21 protein-coding genes are annotated in these 20,489 nt (G+C 71.1%); 10 read left to right on the forward strand and 11 right to left on the reverse strand.

Going from position 1 to position 20,489, the window contains the following annotated elements; translation table 11 throughout:
* Positions 1-35: 35 nt before the first annotated feature.
* The 5 genes from HNR30_RS07555 to HNR30_RS07575 all read left to right on the forward strand — a co-directional run bounded on the left by HNR30_RS07555 (position 36) and on the right by HNR30_RS07575 (position 4,444).
* Positions 36-1,280 (forward strand): sensor histidine kinase, encoded by a 1,245-nt coding sequence (locus tag HNR30_RS07555; protein ID WP_181609026.1) that lies wholly within the window; start codon positions 36-38, stop codon positions 1,278-1,280.
* Positions 1,281-1,345: 65 nt separating this feature from the next.
* On the forward strand, positions 1,346-2,149 hold the full coding sequence (locus HNR30_RS07560; RefSeq protein WP_181609027.1) for a GAF and ANTAR domain-containing protein: 804 nt from the start codon (positions 1,346-1,348) through the stop codon (positions 2,147-2,149).
* Between the two features lie 178 nt (positions 2,150-2,327).
* Complete coding sequence (locus HNR30_RS07565; protein ID WP_181609028.1) at positions 2,328-3,530, forward strand: hypothetical protein; 1,203 nt, start codon at positions 2,328-2,330, stop codon at positions 3,528-3,530.
* Entirely contained in the window at positions 3,527-4,087 is a 561-nt protein-coding gene (locus HNR30_RS07570) for a hemerythrin domain-containing protein (protein ID WP_181609029.1), read from the forward strand. The genes HNR30_RS07565 and HNR30_RS07570 overlap by 4 nt, the downstream gene beginning before the upstream one ends.
* Before the next feature lie 153 nt (positions 4,088-4,240).
* Positions 4,241-4,444 (forward strand): hypothetical protein, encoded by a 204-nt coding sequence (locus tag HNR30_RS07575; RefSeq protein WP_181609030.1) that lies wholly within the window; start codon positions 4,241-4,243, stop codon positions 4,442-4,444.
* Positions 4,445-4,486: 42 nt separating this feature from the next.
* On the opposite strand, the gene HNR30_RS07580 is transcribed toward HNR30_RS07575, so the two are convergent.
* A complete protein-coding gene (locus HNR30_RS07580; RefSeq protein ID WP_181609031.1) occupies positions 4,487-4,852 on the reverse strand; it encodes an STAS domain-containing protein in 366 nt (121 codons plus the stop codon).
* Between the two features lie 183 nt (positions 4,853-5,035).
* Here HNR30_RS07580 and HNR30_RS07585 point away from each other — a divergent pair, with 183 nt between their 5' ends.
* The gene (locus HNR30_RS07585) at positions 5,036-5,326 is read left to right on the forward strand and encodes a helix-turn-helix transcriptional regulator (RefSeq protein ID WP_246377921.1); all 291 of its coding nucleotides are present in this window, start codon (positions 5,036-5,038) and stop codon (positions 5,324-5,326) included.
* Here the strand turns inward: HNR30_RS07585 and HNR30_RS07590 are convergent.
* The gene (locus tag HNR30_RS07590) at positions 5,320-5,916 is read right to left on the reverse strand and encodes an LGFP repeat-containing protein (RefSeq protein ID WP_181609033.1); all 597 of its coding nucleotides are present in this window, start codon (positions 5,914-5,916) and stop codon (positions 5,320-5,322) included. The two genes, HNR30_RS07585 and HNR30_RS07590, sit on opposite strands and share 7 nt — an antisense overlap.
* 96 nt (positions 5,917-6,012) lie before the next feature.
* Positions 6,013-7,740: a hypothetical protein gene (locus HNR30_RS07595; protein ID WP_181609034.1), complete on the reverse strand. Its 1,728-nt coding sequence runs from the start codon at positions 7,738-7,740 to the stop codon at positions 6,013-6,015.
* Positions 7,741-7,808: 68 nt separating this feature from the next.
* Between HNR30_RS07595 and HNR30_RS07600 the strand changes: the two genes are divergently transcribed.
* The gene (locus HNR30_RS07600) at positions 7,809-8,492 is read left to right on the forward strand and encodes a Crp/Fnr family transcriptional regulator (RefSeq protein WP_181609035.1); all 684 of its coding nucleotides are present in this window, start codon (positions 7,809-7,811) and stop codon (positions 8,490-8,492) included.
* Positions 8,493-8,503: 11 nt separating this feature from the next.
* On the opposite strand, the gene HNR30_RS07605 is transcribed toward HNR30_RS07600, so the two are convergent.
* Genes HNR30_RS07605 through HNR30_RS07620 form a run of 4 tightly spaced genes read right to left on the reverse strand, consistent with a single transcriptional unit; the run spans position 8,504 to position 14,028 of the window.
* Positions 8,504-10,996: a family 78 glycoside hydrolase catalytic domain gene (locus HNR30_RS07605; RefSeq protein WP_181609036.1), complete on the reverse strand. Its 2,493-nt coding sequence runs from the start codon at positions 10,994-10,996 to the stop codon at positions 8,504-8,506.
* Between the two features lies 1 nt (position 10,997).
* On the reverse strand, positions 10,998-11,816 hold the full coding sequence (locus tag HNR30_RS07610; RefSeq protein ID WP_181609037.1) for a carbohydrate ABC transporter permease: 819 nt from the start codon (positions 11,814-11,816) through the stop codon (positions 10,998-11,000).
* Positions 11,813-12,706 (reverse strand): carbohydrate ABC transporter permease, encoded by an 894-nt coding sequence (locus tag HNR30_RS07615; RefSeq protein WP_181609038.1) that lies wholly within the window; start codon positions 12,704-12,706, stop codon positions 11,813-11,815. The genes HNR30_RS07610 and HNR30_RS07615 overlap by 4 nt, the downstream gene beginning before the upstream one ends.
* Complete coding sequence (locus tag HNR30_RS07620) at positions 12,706-14,028, reverse strand: ABC transporter substrate-binding protein (protein ID WP_220133373.1); 1,323 nt, start codon at positions 14,026-14,028, stop codon at positions 12,706-12,708. The genes HNR30_RS07615 and HNR30_RS07620 overlap by 1 nt, the downstream gene beginning before the upstream one ends.
* 206 nt (positions 14,029-14,234) lie before the next feature.
* Here HNR30_RS07620 and HNR30_RS07625 point away from each other — a divergent pair, with 206 nt between their 5' ends.
* Positions 14,235-15,281, forward strand: a complete 1,047-nt coding sequence (locus tag HNR30_RS07625; RefSeq protein WP_181609039.1) for a LacI family DNA-binding transcriptional regulator — start codon at positions 14,235-14,237, stop codon at positions 15,279-15,281.
* Positions 15,282-15,327: 46 nt separating this feature from the next.
* Here the strand turns inward: HNR30_RS07625 and HNR30_RS07630 are convergent, their stop codons facing one another.
* Together HNR30_RS07630 and HNR30_RS07635 are read right to left on the reverse strand one after the other, a co-directional pair.
* Entirely contained in the window at positions 15,328-15,603 is a 276-nt protein-coding gene (locus tag HNR30_RS07630) for a DUF1905 domain-containing protein (RefSeq protein ID WP_181609040.1), read from the reverse strand.
* A 72-nt stretch (positions 15,604-15,675) separates the two neighbouring features.
* A complete protein-coding gene (locus HNR30_RS07635) occupies positions 15,676-16,518 on the reverse strand; it encodes a phosphotransferase family protein (protein ID WP_181609041.1) in 843 nt (280 codons plus the stop codon).
* A 172-nt stretch (positions 16,519-16,690) separates the two neighbouring features.
* Between HNR30_RS07635 and HNR30_RS07640 the strand changes: the two genes are divergently transcribed.
* Positions 16,691-17,245, forward strand: coding sequence for a DoxX family protein (locus tag HNR30_RS07640; RefSeq protein WP_181609042.1), 555 nt, complete (start codon positions 16,691-16,693; stop codon positions 17,243-17,245).
* Between the two features lie 89 nt (positions 17,246-17,334).
* Positions 17,335-18,273, forward strand: a complete 939-nt coding sequence (locus HNR30_RS07645; protein WP_181609043.1) for a sulfite exporter TauE/SafE family protein — start codon at positions 17,335-17,337, stop codon at positions 18,271-18,273.
* A gap of 57 nt (positions 18,274-18,330) precedes the next feature.
* Here HNR30_RS07645 and HNR30_RS07650 read toward each other — a convergent pair whose 3' ends face one another.
* Entirely contained in the window at positions 18,331-19,716 is a 1,386-nt protein-coding gene (locus tag HNR30_RS07650; protein ID WP_181609044.1) for a PepSY-associated TM helix domain-containing protein, read from the reverse strand.
* A 113-nt stretch (positions 19,717-19,829) separates the two neighbouring features.
* Positions 19,830-20,387, reverse strand: coding sequence for a hypothetical protein (locus HNR30_RS07655; RefSeq protein WP_181609045.1), 558 nt, complete (start codon positions 20,385-20,387; stop codon positions 19,830-19,832).
* Between the last annotated feature and the right edge of the window lie 102 nt (positions 20,388-20,489).

Below are 20,489 nucleotides of genomic sequence, written 5' to 3' on the forward strand. Positions count from 1 at the left end.
CCAAGGGCGCGGACGGAGAACGAGAAGGGACGTCATTGGACGAGATCGACTTCGGTGCGGCGTTCGAGGCCGCACCGATCGCCCTGGCGCTGTTGTCGCCCGATCTGATCTTCATCGCGGTGAACCAGGCCTACGAGCGGCTGGTCGGCCGGTCGCGTGCGGACGTCGTCGGCCGCGATGTCTTCGACGTCTTCCCCGGCGGCCCGGCGACGACGGAGGCCGCGGTGTTGCGGGCCTCGCTGGAGCGCGTGCTGGCCGACGCCGAGACCGACGTCATGCCGCTGCTCCGCTACGACGTGGAGAGCGTCGGCGGGAGCGCACCCGAGGAACGGTACTGGAGCATCACCAACGCCCCGCTGCTGGACTCCCACGGCGACGTCTGCGGAGTGGTCAACCTGCCGCAGGAGGTGACCGGTTTCGTCCGGCGCGTGCGTGAGGCCGGGCACACGCTGTCGGCCGGCGCCGGCCTGTCGCGCCTGGCGGCGGTGGAGGCCCATCTCTACGCCCAGACGGGCCAGCTCCAGGACATCAACCGGCGGCTACGACGGGCGCAGGACCGGGCGCAGCGGGCCACCCAGAAGTTGAACCAGGTCGTCCAGCAGCATCGGGAGGCGGTCGCCGACACCTCCCACGACCTGCGTGGCCCGATCGCCGGCCTGCAGCTGCGGTTGCAGGACGCGCTGGCCGACCCCGACGTGGACGCCCGCCAGATCCTGCTCGCCGCGTTGCGCGACGCCGAACGGCTGGGCGACATCGTCGGGGACCTGCTGGAGCTGGCCCGGCTGGAAGCCGGTGCGCCCCAGGGGGTGGAGGCCGTCGATCTCGCGATCCTGGTCGGGAAGGAGCTGTTGCATCGCCCCGCCCGCGTCAAGTTCGTCACCCGGCTGGAATCGGGCGTGAAGGTGGCGGGGTCACCGGTCCGGCTGACCCGGCTGGTGGGCAACCTGCTGGCCAACGCGATCCGTCACGCCCGTTCACGCGTGGAGGTGACCGTCGGCGTCGACGGCCGCGACGCCGTCCTGGAGGTGGCGGACGACGGGCCCGGCATCCCGGCGGCCGACCGGGAGGCGGTGTTCCAGCGATTCTTCCGGCGGTCGGACGCCATGCGAGCCGATCCGGCAGGCAGCGGCCTCGGCCTGCCGATCGCCCGGCAGATCGCCCAGTCGCACGGCGGCACGCTGGAGATCGCCGACCCTGACGGCGCCGCGGCCTCCGCGCCCGACGCGCCGGGTGGAGCCCACCTGGTGCTGCGCCTGCCCCTGCTGCCGTCCTCGCGATAGAGGGCGATAACGAGACACGAAGACGGGCAGGGAACCGGGGCCTCGCGCAGGAAGGAGACGGCACCATGGGAGAGACCCACACCCCGGCCGGGCACCACGACCTTCACCTCGACGACGGAACTCGCCGGGACGGCGCTCGGCGCGGCCGGCCGTCGTCCGCCTACACCGGCCCGGAGACGGACCCCGGCGAGCTGGCCGTCAAGCTGAGCGAGCTGGCCCGCACCCTGCAGGAGGAGCCGACCCTCGAACTCACGTTGCAGGCGATCGTCGAGTCGGCGGTGCAGACGGTGCCGGGCGCGCAGTACGCGGGACTGACCGTGGTGCGCAAACGCCGCGCGGTGGCCACCCCGGCCGCCACCGACGAGCTGGTGCGCCTGGTGGACCGGGCGCAGTACGCGACCGGTCAGGGGCCGTGCCTGGACTCCGTCTACACCCAGCAGACCGTACGGCTGGCCGACATGCGGAAGGAGACACGCTGGCCGCGTTTCACCCGGCACGCGAACGCCCTGGGCATCGTCAGCATGCTGTCGTTCCAGCTGTACGTGCAGCGCGACACCCTCGGCGCCCTCAACCTGTACTCCCATCGGGCCGATGCCTTCACCGATGAGTCCGAGCAGGTGGGACTGCTGTTCGCCGCCCACGCCGCGGTGGCGATGGCGGGCGCCCAGCAGCTGGCCAACCTGTCAGGGGCCGTCGCCATGCGCGATGTGATCGGCCAGGCCAAGGGCATCCTGATGGAGCGTTTCCGGCTGACCTCCGAGCAGGCGTTCGTCCTGCTGGTGCGGGTCAGCAAGGAGACCAATACCAAGCTCGCCGACATCGCCCGGCATCTGGCCGACACCGGAGAGCTGCGCACCCGGGAACGGTGAGCGGCGTCGCCGGTCGAGGGCCAGGGTGGTGTAGAGGGCCGATGGGCGGGTACGGGCCGCGTTCAGCACAAAAGCGCGCTGACCTCGTACCCGGTCGAGAACCGTCGTCGGCAGGTCAACGCTGTCCCGCCCGTCGCGCGGCTCTCGTCCCGGACCATGGGCGATCAAGGACGAGAACGTGACATTCAACCCTCTCCGCGAGCGGGGCATCCCGCTGGACAAGCAGCTGCGCAACTGGCGTGAGCTGAACGTCACCCCCATCGACCCTGACCACGTCGATCCCTACACGCGGTGCCGCATCATCGCGATGAACGGCATCGAGGTCGAATCCATCATGTTCAGCCATCAGCTGGCCAGGCACTGCCCGAGCGTCGAGCTCAAGCAGCAGCTCGCGCAGGTGCGCTACATCGAGGCGCAGCAGCAGAAGGTGGTCAACTGGCTCCTGCCGGGGCTGGCCTCCGTGCTGGAGACCACGATCGCCTACGAGCAGGTGGCGGTCGACCTCACCGCGTGGGTGGCCCGCATGGAGCCCGACCCGTACCTGCAGCAGGCCTACCAGTTCGGCGTGCTGGAGGACTTCGACCACCTCTACCGGTACGCCAACCTGTACGAACTCATCGAGCACCGCAAGGCCCAGAAGATCGTCGACGGCCTGACCGAGGTCATGCCGGGCCGCCCGACGCCACGCCACCACCGCCACCCGATCGACAACGTGCGCGAGCCGTACGACAAGAGCTCGGCCGCGCCCATCTCCAAGCTGCACGCGCTCACGATCATGGCGGCCGAGCAGCAGACGATGAACTTCTACATGAACGTCGGACCGACGTACATGGAGCCGATCGCCCGCCGGCTCTACCAGGAGATCGGTCTCATCGAGGAGGAGCACGTCACCCACTACGAGTCGCTCGTCGACCCGGGCGAGACGTGGTGGGAGCAGCTCGTCAACCACGAGTACAACGAGTGCTACCTCTACCACTCGTTCATGGAGACCGAGTCCGACCCCAAGGTGAAGGCCATCTGGGAGCTGCACCTGAACATGGAACTGGAGCACCTGCGGCTGGCCGTCGAGCTGTTCAAGAAGCACGACACCCGCGACGTGCAGGAAATCGTCGCCCCGCGGATGCCGGAGCCGGTCACCTTCGAGCCGAACAAGGCCTACCTGCGCGAGCTGATCGCCACCCAGATCGACTACACCACCATCGGCACCGGCTACGTCCAGGAAGCCCACGAGCGGTTCGAGAAACTCCAGGAAGCCCTGATGGGAGGCGAGCCGGCACCGTCCGACCAGGTGCTCGAGGAGAACCGCGGCAAGGCGGGCGAGGAGTACCGGCTGGAGACAGAAGGAGCCCACCCCGTCTTCCCCCTGAGGAGCGGCTCATGAGCGGCAGGGAGGAAGGCGACGTCGTCGACCTGCTGCTGCGTCAGCACGCGCTGATCCGCGACCTGTTCGACGAGGTCGAGCAGGCCACACCCGAGCGGCGTCCGGAGGCGTTCACCCGGCTGGTCCGCCTGCTGGCCGTCCACGAGACCGCCGAGGAGGAGGTCGTTCACCCCTGGGTCCGCAAGCTGGACGGCGGCGAGGGCGTCGTCGAGGACCGGCTCGCCGAGGAGCACGAGGCCAAGCAGCTGCTCGCCCAGCTCGACAAGGACGGGCCGGAGGCGCCCGACTTCCTGGAGCGCCTGCTGTTGCTGCGCGCGGCGGTCAGCGCGCACGCCACGAGCGAGGAACGCTACGAGTTCAACCAGCTGCGCGCGCACACCAGCGCGGCGCAGCGCCGCGCGATGGGAGCGGGGGTCAAGGCGGCCGAGGCCATGGCGCCCACGCACCCGCATCCCGGGACGGAGTCGGCGACCAAGAACCTGCTGGCCGGGACGCCGGTGGCGATGATGGACCGGGCCCGGGACGTCATCAGGCGGGCCATGGGCAAGCAGCCCTGACCACGCCCCGTCTGCGGTGAAGACCACGGAAGGGGGCCGGCCCGGACGACCCGGCCGGCCCTCGCCGTTCGCTCCGGTGATGAGGGGGTAGGCGCAGCCCGACAGCGCGGGTCCGGCGGACCGGCGCCGGGTGCACTGTTCTGTGGAGGTGAGATGGATCGGCGAAAGCAGGACGATCACGTGCCCGCCCAGCCTCAAGGTCCGGTGGCCGCACGGGCGCGCGAGGTGCTGGCCAGGCTGGGAAGCCATCGCAGCCCCGCTGAGCGACGCGCCGACGCCGAGTTCTTCCTGGCGGGCGTGCTGGTGCTCGCCGCGTTGATCGGGCTGGCCGTCGGGCGCAGACGCCGCCGCGCGTGATCGCAACGAGCCGCCGAGAGCTGACGCCGCCGCGCGTGATCGTCAGGCGCCGGCGGGCAGCCCTTCCCCCGCCACAGCCCGGAGCGCCTGCTCGACGCTCGAGTGCGGGCGCAGCACCGGGAGCAGGCCGGTGATCTGCAGCAGCCGGTGGACGTGCGGGTGCGGGTCGGCCAGATGGAATCCCCTGCCCTCGTCCTTGGCGAGGTTGTAGGCGGTGAGCAGGGCCTTCAGCCCGGTGCTGTCGAGGAAGCCCAGCTCCCTAAGGTCGAGGATCAGCGCTCCGCCGTGGTGCCTGGCTTCGTCGAGAGCGGCTGCCAGCGCCGCGGCGTTGGTGGCGTCGACCTCTCCGCAGGGACGGATGACGGTGCCGCGTGGCACCCGCTCCGAGGTGAGCATCAGGCTGGTCATCGCAGTCGGCCCTCACTGTTGTCCGAGCCTCGTCCCCCTTCGGGGGACGAGTCGACGCCCATGGTGGTCTCGATACGAGGTGGGATGTCCCGTAGTCTAATGCCGAAGAAGATTTCATGAAAGACGATTCGCTGTGCGGAGATGGCCGTGGGAACCCTGAGGGACGGTTCTTCCTGGACGTTCTTGACCCATCACGCGCGCGTCCTGCTGGAGATCGCGCGTGACCCCGGGGTACGGCTGCGCGACGTCGCCCAGACCATCGGCATCACCGAACGCGCCGTCCAGGGCATCGTCGCCGACCTGGTCCAGGCCGGTTACGTGACCAGGGACCGGGTCGGGCGCCGCAACCACTACAGCCTCAACCTCGATCGGCACTTCCGCCACCACACCGAGGCCCACGCCCCGGTCCGCGCGCTGGTCGAGCTCTTCGCCGGCCTGGAGTCCCTGGTGCAGGGCAAGCCCGCGGATCAGTAGGGGACCTTGACCGAGGTGACGATGCTCCACGGGCCGCAGTCGGAGCTGAAGGTGCCGCGGTCGCAACCCTGGACGATGAAGGCCGCCCTCACGAATCCACCGTGGCCGTTGGAGGTCATGCAGACGTCGCCCTGGCACGTCGGGTCCACGGAGTAGGCGCCGCTCCACGGGGTCAGCCGGCCGACCTTGACCTGGGTGGCCTTGCCGCCGTCGATGCTCCAGCGCACGTTGAAGAAGTCCCAGTCGCGTCCGAGCCCGCTCCAGCGGAAGACGGCCTTGCCGTTCGCGTAGTAGGCGCGGACCAGGGCGGCGCCGCCGAGGTTGGGCGACCACACGATCTTGCCGTTGCGGAACTGCTGGTAGGAGCCCTGCTTGCCGGCGTAGCCGTACTCCTTGGTGGTCGGGCAGCCGTAGATGCTGCGCTCGCCGCCGTTGGAGCGCCACAGGTCGCCGACGAGGCTGCCGGCGGGCGCTTCGAGGGAGGGGTCGCAGGCCGACGCGGCGGCGGGCAGGGCGCTGATGGCGATGGCCGTCGCGGCGGTTCCCAGAGCGGTGGCGAGGCCGAGGAGAGCGCGGGCGGTGTGCGGCATCGGAGTGGTCCTTTCGGGGGATGCGGTTGATGCTCCATGTGTAAGCCGGACCGCTTTCACTGCGACGACAGGGAGTTGCGAGGAGCTTGCAGAGCGCTAGGAGAGTCGCCGCCTGACGTGTTTCCACAGCGCGAAGGAGACGGCCGCGGCCACGACCATGGCGGCCGTCATCCTGAGGAACTGGCTCCACCGGTCGAGCTCGGCCGTGACGACGGCGATCACCACCCACATCCCGAACAGGGCGGTGAACAGGACGGTCCAGGTGCGGGGGCGGGCGTTGAGCAGTTCGGCGCCGTCCAGCGACGGGATCGGCAGCAGGGCGAACAGCGCGGTCTCCAGGATGACCACGGTGATCGTCTTGCAGAACAGGTTGTCCGTCCCGGCCGCCCACCAGAGGGCCGCCGACGCCGCTGCGACCGCCAGCGTGGCGCAGGCTCCCCAGGCGATGCCTTCCGCCCGCCGGTGGCGGGCCGACAACGGGGTACGGTCCCCGAGGGTGAAGACGCCGACGAGGCCGTAGAAGTAGCCGGGGTTCAGCTGGAGGAGTGCCGACAGGATGGCCGCCACCGCCGCGAACACCAGCCCGGAAGGGACGAACGCGAAGCCGCCCAGCGAGGCGCGCCGCACCTCCCGCCAGTGGGCCGTCAGCGCGTAGGTCACCAGGGCGATCGCGGTGCCCGGCACGAAGGCCAGGAGCAGGATGCCGATCTTGTCCCATTGGGGCCGGTGATCGGCCCACGCGTCGGAGGCCGCCGCGGTCTGCAGGATCGCCGCGACGACGCAGACGGCGACGAAGGCGACCCACGGCCGTTCCGGGACGCGCACCCTGCCGCGGTGGTGGCTCAGGGCTTCCAGGGCCTTGTTGAACAGGTCCGCCGGGGCCGACAGCGCGGGGAAGCGGCGCGTGCCGTCGCGCCGGGGCAGCAGCCGGTCGCCGAGCGCCAGCGCGCGGGCGGACAGGAACCCCGCGGTGACCAGGACCGTCATCAGCAGCGCGGCGGTCAGGAGCCACAGGTCGGCGAGCCACGTCCAGGCGGCTGAGGTGGCCGCCGTGCGCGAGGTGACGGTCAGCTCGGCCGTCGCGCTGACGCCGGCGGAGGCCAGCACGACGGAGACCGGGCCGAGCGAGGTCGTCCTGGTCGCGCAGGTCACGCGCACGGGGTACGCCCCGGCGCCGGTGTCCTTCGGCACGGTGAAGCGCATCCCGCCGCGGAGCTTGACGCGGTCGCCGTCGAAGGTCGCGGTGAAGGCGCACCGGCCGGGGAAGCCGGACGGGACGATCCTGACCTGCCCGCCGGGCAGGACGCTGTCCGGCCGGAGCCTGATCGCCGGATCCGGCCGCGAGCCGGCCGGGTCGGCCGGGTCGGCGGGATCGGCGGGATCGGCGGGATCGGCGGGATCGGCGGGATCGGCGGGATCGGCGGGATCGGCGGGATCGGCGGTGTCAGTGGGGTCGGTGTCAGTGGGGTCGGTGTCAGTGGGGTCGGGGTCAGTGGGGTCGGCGGGCGCGGCGACGGTCAGCACGCTGGAGGCGGTGACGTCGTCCGGCAGGCCCTTCCCGCATTCGAGCGTGACCTTGTGCGCTCCCGGCTCGGCGCTCGCCGGGACGGTGAAGGGGACCTCGGACAGGCGGCCGTCGCCGAGCTCGCCGCGCATCACCTCGGTGCCGTCCCAGGTGATCCGGTAGGTGTCGTAGGGCTCGCATCTCTCCTCCGCCGTGACGAAGACGACCGGGTCGCCGGGTCGCGCCGGGTCCGGGCTCACCCGGTCGTCCGGCGACGCCCCTGCGAGCAGGAACGCCGCGGTTGTCAAAGCCAGCCACATCGGGCCAGCCTCCCGCGAGGCCGGGCAGGCTTCTGCGTCACGCGACGCACTCGGGATAGTCTGTTTGCGTGACGTCCCTCCCGCCGTCAGGATTTCTCGGACACCTCGCGTCATCCGATCGGCGGGCGCTGCTCGGCGAAGGAGTGGAAGAGAGGTTCCCTCCCCGCGCGACCCTCTGCTTCCAGGGTGAACCCGGCACCAGCGTCATGCTGATCTTGTCGGGCACGGCGAAGGCCGGCAGGACACTCGCCGACGGCACGCCAACCCTGATGGGACTGTGCGGCGCCGGCGACATCGTGGGGGAGATCTCGGCGATCGCCGGCGAGGACAGCCCGCGGCTGGCCACGGTCACCGCCGTGGACGAGGTCACCTGCCGCGTGCTGGCGGCCAGCGGCTTCCGCCGCGTGCTCGACGCCCGTCCGCGGATCTACCGGGCGCTGGCCGCCGTCGCCCACGACCGCCTGCGAAGAGCGGCCGACAAGGAAGCGCTGCAGGCCGCCCACTCCGTGACGTGCCGGACGGCGAGGATGTTGCGCGAACTCGCCGTCCGCAACGGCAGGGAGCAGCCCCAGGGCGTGCTCATCACCCTGGCGTTGTCCCAGCTCGACCTGGCGCTGCTGATCGGAGCCTCACGTGAGGCGGTGGTCAGGGCGCTGGCCGGGCTGCGCTCCGGCGGGATCATCACGACCCGGCGCCGCCAGATCGTCGTCCGCGACCTCGGCGGCCTGACCCACAGGTGCGCGTGCCGCTGAGCGGTCCCGCGTCAGCTCTCGCAGCGGAACTCGTGCCGTCCCGATCCCACCTCGACGCTGCGGCTTGGCAGGCGGACCTCGGCCGTGGTGTTCGGCGGGACCAGCACGCGCACCACCAGCAGCCCGTCGGCGATCTCCCACCCCACCTCCGCCCTGCCGTACGGCGTGAGGTGGGCGGTCCGGGCGTGCGTGAGCCCGCCGCCGGGACGCGGGTGCGCGAGGAAGCGCCGGTAGCCGGGTTCCAGCGGGGCCAGGCCCGCGACCACCCGGTGCATCCAGTCGGCGACCGCGCCCAGGGCGTAGTGGTTGAACGAGGTCATCTCGCCCGCGTTGACGGACCCGTCGGGCAGCAGGCTGTCCCAGCGTTCCCAGATGGTGGTGGCGCCCATGGTCACCGCGTACAGCCACGACGGCGGCGCCGTCTGCAGCAGCAGCCGGTAGGCGTCGTCCAGGTATCCGGCGTCCGTCAGCGCGTCGCAGATCAGCGGGGTGCCGGCGAAGCCGGTGCCGATGCGGTGCCCGCCCGCCCGTACGAGCTCGGCCAGGCGGGCTCCGGCGTGTGCGCGCCGCTCGGCGCCGTCGATGAGGTCGAAGCACAGCGCCAGGGCGTAGCCGGTCTGGGTCTCGCCGAGCAGCTTGCCCTCGGGTGAGACGTACGCGCCGTCGAAGGCCGCGCGGACGCCGGCCGCGAGCCGCTCGTAGGTGCGGCTGTCCTCGGTACGGCCCAGCAGCCCGGCGATCCTGGCGAGCAGCCGCGCCGACCGGGCGAAGTAGGCGGTGGCGACCAGGCCGGGATCGGTCAGCGCCTCGTGCGGGCGCTCCGGTGGCGCGGCCGGATCGAGCCAGTCGCCGAGCTGCTGGTCGCGGTCCCACAGGAGCGTCTCGCCCGCGCGGCCCGCCACCTGGTCGACCCAGGCGGTCATGCTCGGGTACTGCCTGCGCAGCAGCTCCAGATCGCCCGAGCTCTGGTACAACGTCCAGGGCAGCATGACCGCGACGTCGCCCCACACGGCGGCGGGACGGGGAGCGGTGATGGCGCCCAGCTCCAGCCAGGGCACGTACAGCGGGACGGTTCCCAGGGAGCGTTGCTCGGCGGCCAGGTCGGCGAGCCAGTCGCCGAGCATGCCGGCGCAGTCGTAGAGGTAGGCGGCGGTCGGGCCGAAGACCTGGATGTCGCCGGTCCAGCCGAGCCGTTCGTCGCGTTGGGGGCAGTCGGTGGGCAGGTCGACGAAGTTGCCGCGCATGCTCCACACGACGTTCTCGTGGAGGCGGTCGAGCAGCGGGTCCGAGCAGGAGAACCAGCCGGTGCGGCGCAGGTCGGTGTGGTAGACGGCGGCCCTGACCTCGTCGACGGGGCCGTCGAGCCGGGCGTAGCGGAAGCCGTGCACGGTGAAGCGCGGCTCCCACTCCTCGACGGGATCGGCGGGATCGCCGCGCAGGATGTAGGTGTCGGTGGCCTTGGCGTGACGGAGGGGCCGCACGGCGAGCGCGCCGTTCTCCAGCACCTCGGCGTGACGCAGGGTGACGGTACGGCCGGCCGTACCGCGGGCCGTGATGCGCAGCCTGCCGGAGATGTTCTGGCCGAAGTCGACGATGCCGCCGTCGAGCACCTGGACGGGTTCGAGGACTTCGGTGTTGCGCACGGGCGGCCCGGCGGGGGCGACCAGGACGGACGGGTCGTAGGGCAGTTCGTCGGCGGGCAGCCAGCCGGTGGGCTCGCGGCGGGCGTCGTGGGTCTCGCCGTCGTAGAGTCCGGTGGCGGTGACGGGGCTGGGCGCGCACTGCCAGGTGCGGTCGGTGCCGATGGTCACCAGGGTGCCGTCTGCCTCGGTGATCTCCAGCTGGGCGATCAGGGCGGTGCGCGTGCCGTACACCTCGGTCCTGCCGCCGCCGAAGCCGATGCGGCCCCGGTACCAGCCGTCGGCGAGTAACGCCTCGACGGTGTTGGAGCCCGCGCGCAGCAGGGCGGTGACGTCGTGGGTGCGGTAGCGCAGCCGGTGCTCGTAGCTGCTCCAGCCGGGGGTGAGGGCGGCGTCCCCGACGCGGCTGCCGTTGATCTCCAGCTCGTAGAGGCCGAAGGCGGTCACGTAGAGGCGCGCGGCGACCGGGTCGGTGAGGGTGAAGGCGCGGCGCAGCAGGAACGCGGGGCCGTCGGGGGGTGCGGGTCGCGGGGGAGAGGCGGCCGCGGCCCGCCAGTCGGAGGGCCGGAGCAGCCCGGTTTCCACCCATGACCAGGGGCTCCAGTCGCTGTCCTGCACGCGCACCCGCGCGCCCCGCCGTTCACGGGACCCGAGGGGAGCGCCGGGCCAGGCGACGAGCACCGACTGCGAGGACTCGACGACGCCGGTCGTGGTCCCGTCGCTGAGTTCGATCTCGTAGGACTGCTGCCGCCAGCCGGGCAGGCCGGTGTCGACGACCCAGGACAGGCGCGGGGTGGCCTCGCCGATGCCGAGGGGTTCGCGGTGGTGTTCGAAGGTGGGCGGGCGCACGTGCGGAGAGGTCATGTCATCCCTTGATGGCGCCGGCGGTCATCCCGGCGACGATCTTGCGGTTGAAGAAGACGAAGGCCAGCAGCGGCGGGATCGTGATGAGCACGATGTCCATGAACAGCAGGTTCCACTGCGTGCTGTACTGGCTCTGGAAGCTGTAGAGCGTGACCTGCACGGTGGCGTTGTCGTCGCCGGGCAGGAAGTAGAGCGGGTTGACGAAGTCGTTGAAGACCGCCACCGAGGCGGTGAGGACCACCGTGATGGTGACCGGCCGCAGCAGCGGGAAGATCACCTTGAAGAACAGGGTGAATCCGGTGCAGCCGTCGATCATCGCGGCCTCGTCCAGCTCGCGCGGGATCGCCGCGACGAACGCCCGGTACAGGAGCACGGCGTACGGCACGCCGAAGGCGACCTCGACGAGGATGAGCCCCGGCATGGTCTTGAAGAGGCCGAGCGCCTGGAGCAGCCAGATGGTCGGCACGATCGCCGGCGGGATGATCAGCCCGGACAACACCAGGAAATTGGCGACATTTCCAACTTTGCCGGTACGGCGCTGCAGCACGAACCCCGCCATGGCCGCGAAGACCACGATGCCCGCGACCGAGGCGACGGTGAGGATCGTGCTGTTGACGTAGGCGCGCAGCAGCACGTAGTCGCGCGCCTCGACCACCTCGACGACGTTCTCCACGATGCGCCACTCGGTGGGCCAGGCGAAGTCCAGCGCCGTGGCCTCGACCTGGTTCTTGCCCGCGGTGAGCAGGATGAACGCGAACGGGACCAGGAAGACGACGCCGGCCAGCACCAGCGCGCAGACCTCCGCGGTCAGCCTCTTCACAGCTCCACCTGCCTCTTGCCCAGGACGTAGGTGAGCGGCACGATGATCGCCGTCACCAGGAGGAACAGCAGCACGTTGCCCGCGGTCGACAGGCCGAAGAAGCCCGCCTGGTACTGCTTGTAGATGATCGAGGCGATGGTGTCGCTGGTGAACCCCGGCCCGCCGCGCGTCATCGTCCAGATCAGGTCGAAGGAGCGCAGCCCGCCGATGAACGACAGGATGATCACCGAGTAGGTGGCCGGCCAGCTCAGCGGCAGGGTGACGTGCCGGAACCGGTGCCAGGCGCTGCCGCCGTCGACCGCGACGGCCTGGTAGTACTCCTCGGGGATCGAGGCGATGCCGGCGATGTAGATCACGGTCGCCAGCCCCACCCCCTTCCAGACGTCGACCAGCGCCACCGACAGCAGGGCCGTGGAGGCGTCCCCGAGCCAGTCGCGGCCGTACGGCCCGAGCACCTGGTTGACCAGCCCGGTGTCCGGCTTGAGCAGCATGCTGAAGGTGATCCCGACGGCCACCGTGGAGACCAGCACCGGGAAGAAGACCGCCGAGCGCAGGAAGCCGCGGCTGCGCAGCCGCGAGGTCAGCAGCACGCCCAGGAGCAGGCCGAGGATGACCTTCAGCCCGCTGGTGGAGACCGCGTAGAAGACCGTGTTCCAGAAGCCGACGCGCAGGTTCTGCTCCGCCAGGAAGTCCTTGAAGTTGTCGAGCCCGACGAAGCTGCTGTCGAACAGGGTCCACCGGGTGAGGGCGAAGTAGAAGGCCATCACCGTCGGAACCAGGAAGATCACCAGGTAGACCACGGCCGCGGGCAGGTAGAGCGCGTAGGGGTAGGCCGAGCGGCGCCTGCCCGAAGCCGTCCGGGCGTGCGCCGGCTCGGCGGCCGGCTTCATCACCACCCCGGCAGGCCCAGCTGCTTGGCCTGCTTCTCCACGTCCTTGTCGTACTGTGCCGCCCCCTCGGCGGGAGGCGTCAGCCCGGTCCCGACGGCGACGGTGATCTGCTCGAGCGACGGGCCCTTGACCGGCGACAGGAACTCCAGCGCCGGAGCGGTCGCCTGGTTGTCGATGTAGACCTGCAGGTCCTTGGCCACCTGCAGGGCGTTGCCGGGCAGCTTGGCGCCCTTGACCCGGAACGGCCCGGTCGGCTGCACCGCGGCGTTGACCGCGTCGGCGGCCGCGGGGGAGGCCACGAAGGCCAGGAACTTCTTGGCGGCGTCGAGATGCTCGGTGGTCCTGGCGATGTAGATCGCCGGCGGCTCCCACACGGTGGCGCCGTGCTTGGCCGCGTCGTCGCCGGGGACGCCGAAGAAGCCGACGTCGGTCGCGGCGTTCGGGCGGGTGGCCAGCACCGGCGGGAGGATCGCGGTGAGCATCGGGTAGTGGGCGCCCTTGCCCTCGGCCAGCAGGCCCAGGCCCTGGTCGACGGTGGCCGAGCCGAAGCCCTTGTTGACGAAGTCCTTGGCGTGGATGTCGGCCAGGTGCTGGAACCCGGCGGTGGCGGCGGGCGTGGTGGCGAACTTGGCCTTGCCCGCCGTGAAGTCGGCGGCGAAGGACGGATGGGCCGCGTGGATGTTGTAGTAGTCGGCCAGCACCAGCAGCTGCGAGGTCCAGGTGTCCTTGAAGGTCGTCACGACCGGGGTGATGCCCGCCGCCTTGATCTTCTCGTTGTTGGCCATGAACTCCGCCCACGTCTTGGGCACCTGCAGGCCGAGCCGCTCGTAGACCTTGCGGTTGTACAGGATGCCGCCGCCCGCGGCCGCCGCGGCCGGCACGCCGTACACCTTGCCGCCCTGGGTGACCACGGGCAGGTAGTCGGGCTGGACCTGCGCCAGGACCGGGTCGCCCGTCAAGTCGACCATCGTCTGCGCGGGGTTGAGCGCCTGGAGCAGCGAGCCGGAGTTGTACCAGAACACATCCGTCATCTCGCCGGTCGCGAGCCGGGTCTTGACCAGGTTGTCGCCCTCGCTGCCACCCGGCGACACCTCGGTGGTGATCTTGATGGTGGGGTTGGCCTTCGTGAAGGCCGCGATGAGCGCCTTCGCCGTGTCCTGGATCGACTGATCGCTTCCGATCATGAAGGAGAGCGTCACCGGTCCGTCGGCGGGCGCGGCCTGCGACCCCGCGCCCGGGTCACCGCTGGTGCCGCAGGAGGTGAGGACCGCCGAGGTCACGACGGCGAGGGCCGCCGCGCTGAGGCGGTGAGAGGTCTTCACTATGCCCCTCCGGGTTTGTTGAATCGTTTTAACGGCTCCCCGATGCGCTTTAACGTAGGCGTAACCCCACCGAGCGTCAAGGACGCATTTGAGTAACGGTGCGCTCGTCTGAAGTGGGCTGTGAGTGCTTCTGTAGATCGAAAATGGGTAACGTTACCCATCGCGCGATCTCGTACAATCTGGAGCCATCGGGCGAAGGGAGATCCATGGTCACGCGAGGCGGACGGCGAAGGGTGACGATCGCCGATGTGGCCAGCCGTGCCCAGGTCTCCACGACGGCCGTCTCCAAGGTGCTGCGCGACGCCTACGGCGTGAGCCCCGCGATGAAGGAGCGGGTCAGGGCGGCCATCGAGGAGCTCGGCTACCGGCCCCACGCGGCGGCCCGAGCCATGCGGGGCCGTACCTTCACCGTGGGCGTGATGCTGCCGCACCTGCGCAACCCGTTCTTCGCCGACATCGTCGACGGGCTGACGGACGAGCTCTCCGGCACCGGCTACCAGGCGATCCTGGTGCAGGGAGGCTCCACCCAGAAGGCCGAGAAGGCCGCCATGGACGCGCTCGTCGACCGGCAGGTCGACGGCATCCTCCTCGTCGCGCCGCTGCTGGCCCGCGCCCGGCTGGAGGAGGTGGCCAGGCAGGTGCCCGTCGTCGTGCTCGGCAGGCACGAACGCTCGCCCCACTTCGACGCGGTCTTCGACGACGACGAGACGGGCGCCGAACTCGTGGTCAACCACCTGATCGAGCTCGGGCACCGCCGCATCGCGCACATCACCCACCAGGACAACAGCACCGCCCGGCCGGGCGACCTGCTCCACGTGATCCGCGCCGACACCTACCGCAGGGTCATGCGCGAGCACGGCCTGGAGGACGAGATCGCCGTGGCGACCACCTACTACAGCGAGGAGGGCGGCTACGACGGCGCCCAGGAACTGCTGCGCCGTCCGTCCCGGCCCACCGCCATCTTCGCCGGAGCCGACCAGGCCGCCTTCGGCGTGCTCGCCGCCGCCCACGACGCGGGCCTGTCGGTGCCCGGCGACCTGTCGGTGGCCGGCTACGACAACACCAAGCTGGCCGCGCTGCCGAACATCTCGCTGACCAGCATCGACCAGCCCGGCGTGGTCATGGGGGGTACGGCGGGGCGGTTGCTGCGGGAGCGCATCGAGGGCAGGACCACCGCGGTGCGCTTCTCCGTGGGGCCCAGCCTCATCGTCAGGCGCTCCACCGCCGCCCCCGCGGACCTGCCCGAGGCGTGACATGTGCTGGACGGCGGCGCCGGCTCCCGGGCCGGCGCCGCCCGGCTCACTGGATACGTTCCACGAGATGAACGGTGACCGTGTCGCCCGGCTCCTTCCCGAGCAGGTCGCGAACGTCGGCCTTGACGGGCAGCTTGTGCGTGCCGTCTCCCAGCGCCATGAAGGAGCTGCGGAAGGGATGGCCGTCGATCGTTCCCCTGATCTTCACGAGGCCGCGGGTGCCGAAGTACTCGGCCGATCCGGGCATCACCACGTAGGTCCATCCGCCCTTGTTCGGGCTCTTCTGCAGGGTGGCGGTGAATTCCTTGTCCAGCGCGGTCATGGCGCTCTCCCCTTCGACGTGTGCCGTGTTCTCACCTATCAAGACCATCGCACCCGGCGAAACTCATCGCTGTTACCGGCGCGCCTCCAGCCAGGCGAGGATGGCGCTGACGAACCCGTCGATGCGCGAGACGGGCCTGCCGCCGAACACCGCGTGGAGGTGCTCCACCCCGACCGCGTCGTTCCACGCCCGGGCCCGCCGGTAGGTCTCCTCGTCGGTGGCCGCGCGAAGGACGGGCCAGCCGTGCCAGGTCGCGACGAGCGCCCCGTCGATCGCCGGGTCGGACAGGATCGCCATGTCCCAGTCGAGGACGCCGACCAGCTTGCCGTCCTTGCCGAAGTGGACGTTGCCGCCGCCGAGGTCGCCGTGGACGAGCCTGGCCGGCACCTCCTCCAGTGCGAGCATCGCATCGAGCCGCTGCCGTACGCCGTCACGCCACTGCGGCGGCAGGCGTGGAACGACCTCGCCGGCCAGGATGTCGGCCCATCCCACGCCGCCGGCGTACGGGCGGGGGGTGTGGAGCAGGTCCCTGAGCGCCGGGGAGATCTCCACCTCGCGCAGTGCCTCCAGGAGCGGGCCGAAGGCCGCCGGGTCGCCGGCGCCCTCCGGCAGGCCCTCGCCGTCGATCCACGAGACCGCGAAGGCCGTGCGCTCCCCGAACGCAGTCACCTCGGTCAGGGGTTCCGGCACGGCGAAGGGCAGGCCCGCCGCGGCGATCACGCGATGGATCTCGGCCCTGCGCGGCATCTCGGCGGCGTCGGTGGCACGTCTGCCGATGCGGACGGCGGCGATGCCGGGGAACAGGACGACGTGGTGCAGGTTGCCCTGCTCGGCCAGGCGTGCGGAGCCGAGCGGGGCGCCGGGGACGAGTGCTTCGGCGATCTCCAGCAGGTCGGCGGGGACGGGTTGAGGCATCCCGCCATTGTGTCGGACGTGCGCCCATGGCCCTGCCGTCGACCGGGGAGCGGCGGCGTGCTCGATGCGGACCGTGAGCCGCCGCCCCGCATCGCCGGCGCATCGCGAGTGTATTAACCTCGCCCGGGATCCTCGGGATTGTCAGCACAGCGGCACTCCCAAGGAGCACGACATGACCACCACCCGCAACCTCCACGCCCTGCCCACCCGGCCCAGGACCACGATCTTCAGCCTCAACGGCGTCCTGTGGGTGCTCCAGGCGCTGTGGGGCTTCTTCTTCGCCGGCAGCGGCTTCGGCAAGGTCCTGCTGCTCGACGGCGCCCTCTACGAGGCGGCGCCGCGGGCGGTGGCCTGGTACGCGGCGGTGCCGCAGCCCCTGATCGTCTTCATCGGGGTCGTCGAGGTGCTCGGCGGCATCGGCCTGATCCTGCCCGCGCTCACCCGCGTCAAGCCGAGGCTCACCCCGCTGGCCGCAGCCGGCCTGGCCCTGACGATGGTCCTGGCGGCGGGCTTCCACGTCGTGCGCGGTGAGTTCGGCCTGGTGCCGGCCAACGTCGTCCTGGGTGCCGTCTCCGGGTTCGTCGCGATCGGGCGCTGGAACCTGCGTCCCATCGCCTCCGCGCCGCTCACCGCTCCTCGCCTCCTCAAGGCCCTGGCCGTCGTCGCCGTCATCGTCCTGCTGACGTTCGCCCCGACCTGGTACACGATGACGCACGCCCAGTTCTAGGTGCTCCACGGGTCGCCACTTGACGAATCGCTTCCCACCATTGACGATTATGTCTACTTATAAAGTAGGAAAATTGGGAAGGGGATGTCGTGCGCGCGCTGATCCTGCTGGGACTGGTCGGCTTCGCCGCCCAACTCGTCGACGGCAGCCTAGGCATGGCCTATGGCGTCACCTCCACCACGCTCCTGCTCGCGATCGGCACCAACGCCGCGGCCGCGTCGGCCACCGTGCACCTGGCCGAGATCGGCACCACCCTCGCCTCGGGCCTCTCGCACTGGCGGTTCAACAACATCGACTGGAAGGTCGTCGCCAAGATCGGCATCCCGGGCGCCGTCGGTGCGTTCGCCGGAGCGACGTTCCTGTCGAACCTGTCGACCGAGCTCGCCGCCCCGGTCATGTCGATCATCCTGCTCACCCTGGGCGCCTACATCCTGATCCGCTTCACCGCCTTCGGCCTGCCGCGCGGCAACCTGGGCAAGCCGCTGCGCAAGCGGTTCCTGGCCCCGCTCGGCCTGCTCGCCGGCTTCGTCGACGCCACCGGCGGCGGCGGGTGGGGTCCCGTCGGCACCCCGGCGATCCTGGCCAGCGGCCGCATCCCTCCGCGCAAGGTGATCGGCTCCATCGACGCCAGCGAGTTCCTCGTCGCCATCGCCGCCAGCGTCGGCTTCTTCGTCGGCATCGGCTCGGAGAACATCGACTTCGCCTGGGTGGCCGTGCTGCTCGTCGGCGGGGTGATCGCCGCTCCGATCGCCGCCTGGCTGGTCAGGCACATCCCGCCGCGCATCCTCGGCTCGCTGGTCGGCGGCCTGATCATCCTCACCAACGTGCGCACCCTGCTGCGCAGCGACTGGATCGACGCCTCCGGCCAGGTCCAGACCGTCTCCTACATCGCCATCGCGATCATCTGGGCCGGCGCCGTCGTCTACTCGGTGCGTGAGTACCGCCGCGACAAGGCCACCGAGTCGGTGGAGGCCATCGAGTCCGAGCTGCAGCGTCGCTCCGCGGAGGAGGAGAAGACCTCGGCCTGACCCCCGCATGCCGTACCGCAGGGCCTCGTTCCATCACGGAACGAGGCCCTGCGTCGTTCACCCCACCGGAGGCCGCGCCCTGGCCCGCAGGCCGAGCAGGACGTCGACGACCAGGAACGCGGCCAGCGAGAAGCCCATGACCGGCAGGAACCATCCGATCCCCGCGACCACCAGGGCCAGCGGCGCCAGGACCGCCCACCGCACCCCGCGCCACCCACCCCTGGCGTACGGCCGGCCGAAGCCCCGCGTCGGCCGGCGCTTCCACCACATGCGATAGCCCAGGATCACGAGCGTGATCACCCCGGCCGCCAGCAGCATCAGCACGAGCTGGTTGGCCAGGCCGAACAGCAGCCCCATGTGCCCGTCGATGCCCCACTGCGTGAGCTTGGCGGCGAGGTTGAAGTCGGCGAAGCGCAGCTCGGCCGTCACCTGCCCGCTCGTGCCGTCGACCGCCACCTGGTCCAGCCGCTGCGGAACCGTCTTGTCGATCTCCTTCACGACGAAGGGCGCACCCTCCTTGGCCGGCCAGACGATCTCCAGTGGCCCGGACAGGCCCTTGCCCGCGGCGGCCCGCACGAGCTCGTCGGCGCTCACCGTGCCGCCGTGCCGGTGGCCGCCCGCGCCCGCGTGGGCGGCGTGGTCACCCGAGGCGGCGGAGATCTTCGGCGTGGTCCAGCCGAGGGCCACGCGCACGTCGCCGACGTTCTCGCCCGCGTACTTCGACCAGGTCAGGCCGGTGGCCGACAGGAACAGCAACCCCAGGACGGCCCACAGGCCGATGGATCCGTGCCACGACAGGCGCCGCGGCGAGGCGGGCAGCGACCGGTCGGGGGCGAGCAGGGCGCGCACGCGCCGCTTCGAGCGGCGCCTGGTCACCCACAACACCAGGCCGCCGAGGGCCACGACCCACAACCAGCTGGCGGCCAGTTCGCTGTAGAGGCGGCCGGGCTCGCCCAGGTGCAGGTGGCGGTGGAGCTGGGAGATCCAGGCGCGGACCGGCAGCGCGCCCGAGCCGCCGTAGCTCTCCAGCGTGCCGCGCACCTGCGCGGTGTACGGGTCGACGAAGACGGCCAGCTGGGTGCTCTCCGGCAGGCCGGGGACGTTCATCAGCACGCGCGTGCTGGCGTCGGCCTCGGCCGGGATACGGACGGCGGTGATCGTCCCCGTGGGCCGCGCCGCCTGGGCGGCGGCGATCTGCTGGGCGAGCGGCACCCGTTGCTGGCCGGCGGGAACGGTCAGCTCGTGGGCGTGCACGATGCGCTCGAGCTGGAAGGAGGCGGCGTACAGCAGCCCGGTGGCCGCCGCGACGAGGAGGAAGGGGGCGACGAGGACGCCGGCGTAGAAGTGCAGGCGGAGGACCAGCGGCTTGAGGGCGCTCCAGGTGGACGTCCGGGGAGGTGTGCGCTCGGCGTCGGCGGGTGGGCGCACGTCAGTAGAGGTCAAGGCATTCTCCGTTCACGGGGACGCGCACATCGACAGGTACGCGCCACCTCGGGTGGGGGTTCAACCACGCGTACGGCGTGGCGAAGGAACGGGCGCCTTCGGTGGCGGCCCGTTCAGCGAACGGAGACGATCAGGGGTGGGCCACGCCGGGAGACCCCCGCGGCGAGCAGGAAACGCCTCAGCCGGTCGACGGTGCCGGCCACCGGCGGCCGGCCGGGGAGCCGGGGCTCCACCGGCGCGGCGGCAAGGACGATCAGCCCGGCCCACAGCGAGGCGACGGCCAGGTGAACCATGCTCGCCAGGGCCGACTCGCCCCGCTCCAGCCACCAGGCCGACATGAGGGCGAGGGCGACGTGGACGAGCAGCATGCCCAGCCCGCTGCTGTGGTCGTGGCCTGCCAGGACGGGCGGCGGCGCCTCGGCACCGGCCGTGAACAGGTGATGCATGCCGTACTGCGCCCCGAAGGCGGCCCCCAGCAGCGCCGGCAGCCCTCGCCGTCGCGCCCCGAGCAGGTACGCGCCCGCCCACGTCATCGCCGTCGCCCCGGCCAGGAAGCCCGGCCGGATCGCCCCGCCGCCGGCCAGGACGTGCAGGACCGACGACAGCGGCACGCAGGCCGCGGCGAACACCGTCGCGCGCAGAGCGCGCAGCACGGGCCGGCCGACATCCACCCGCACATGGTGCCACGCGGGTGACGGTGAGACCACAGGCCGGAGATCGCGGGTTTCACCTGGCATGTCGAACGGATTCCGTTATGCTCCGAAACATCGGGG

This window comes from Nonomuraea soli, from assembly GCF_013761175.1.
Taxonomy (GTDB): domain Bacteria; phylum Actinomycetota; class Actinomycetes; order Streptosporangiales; family Streptosporangiaceae; genus Nonomuraea; species Nonomuraea soli.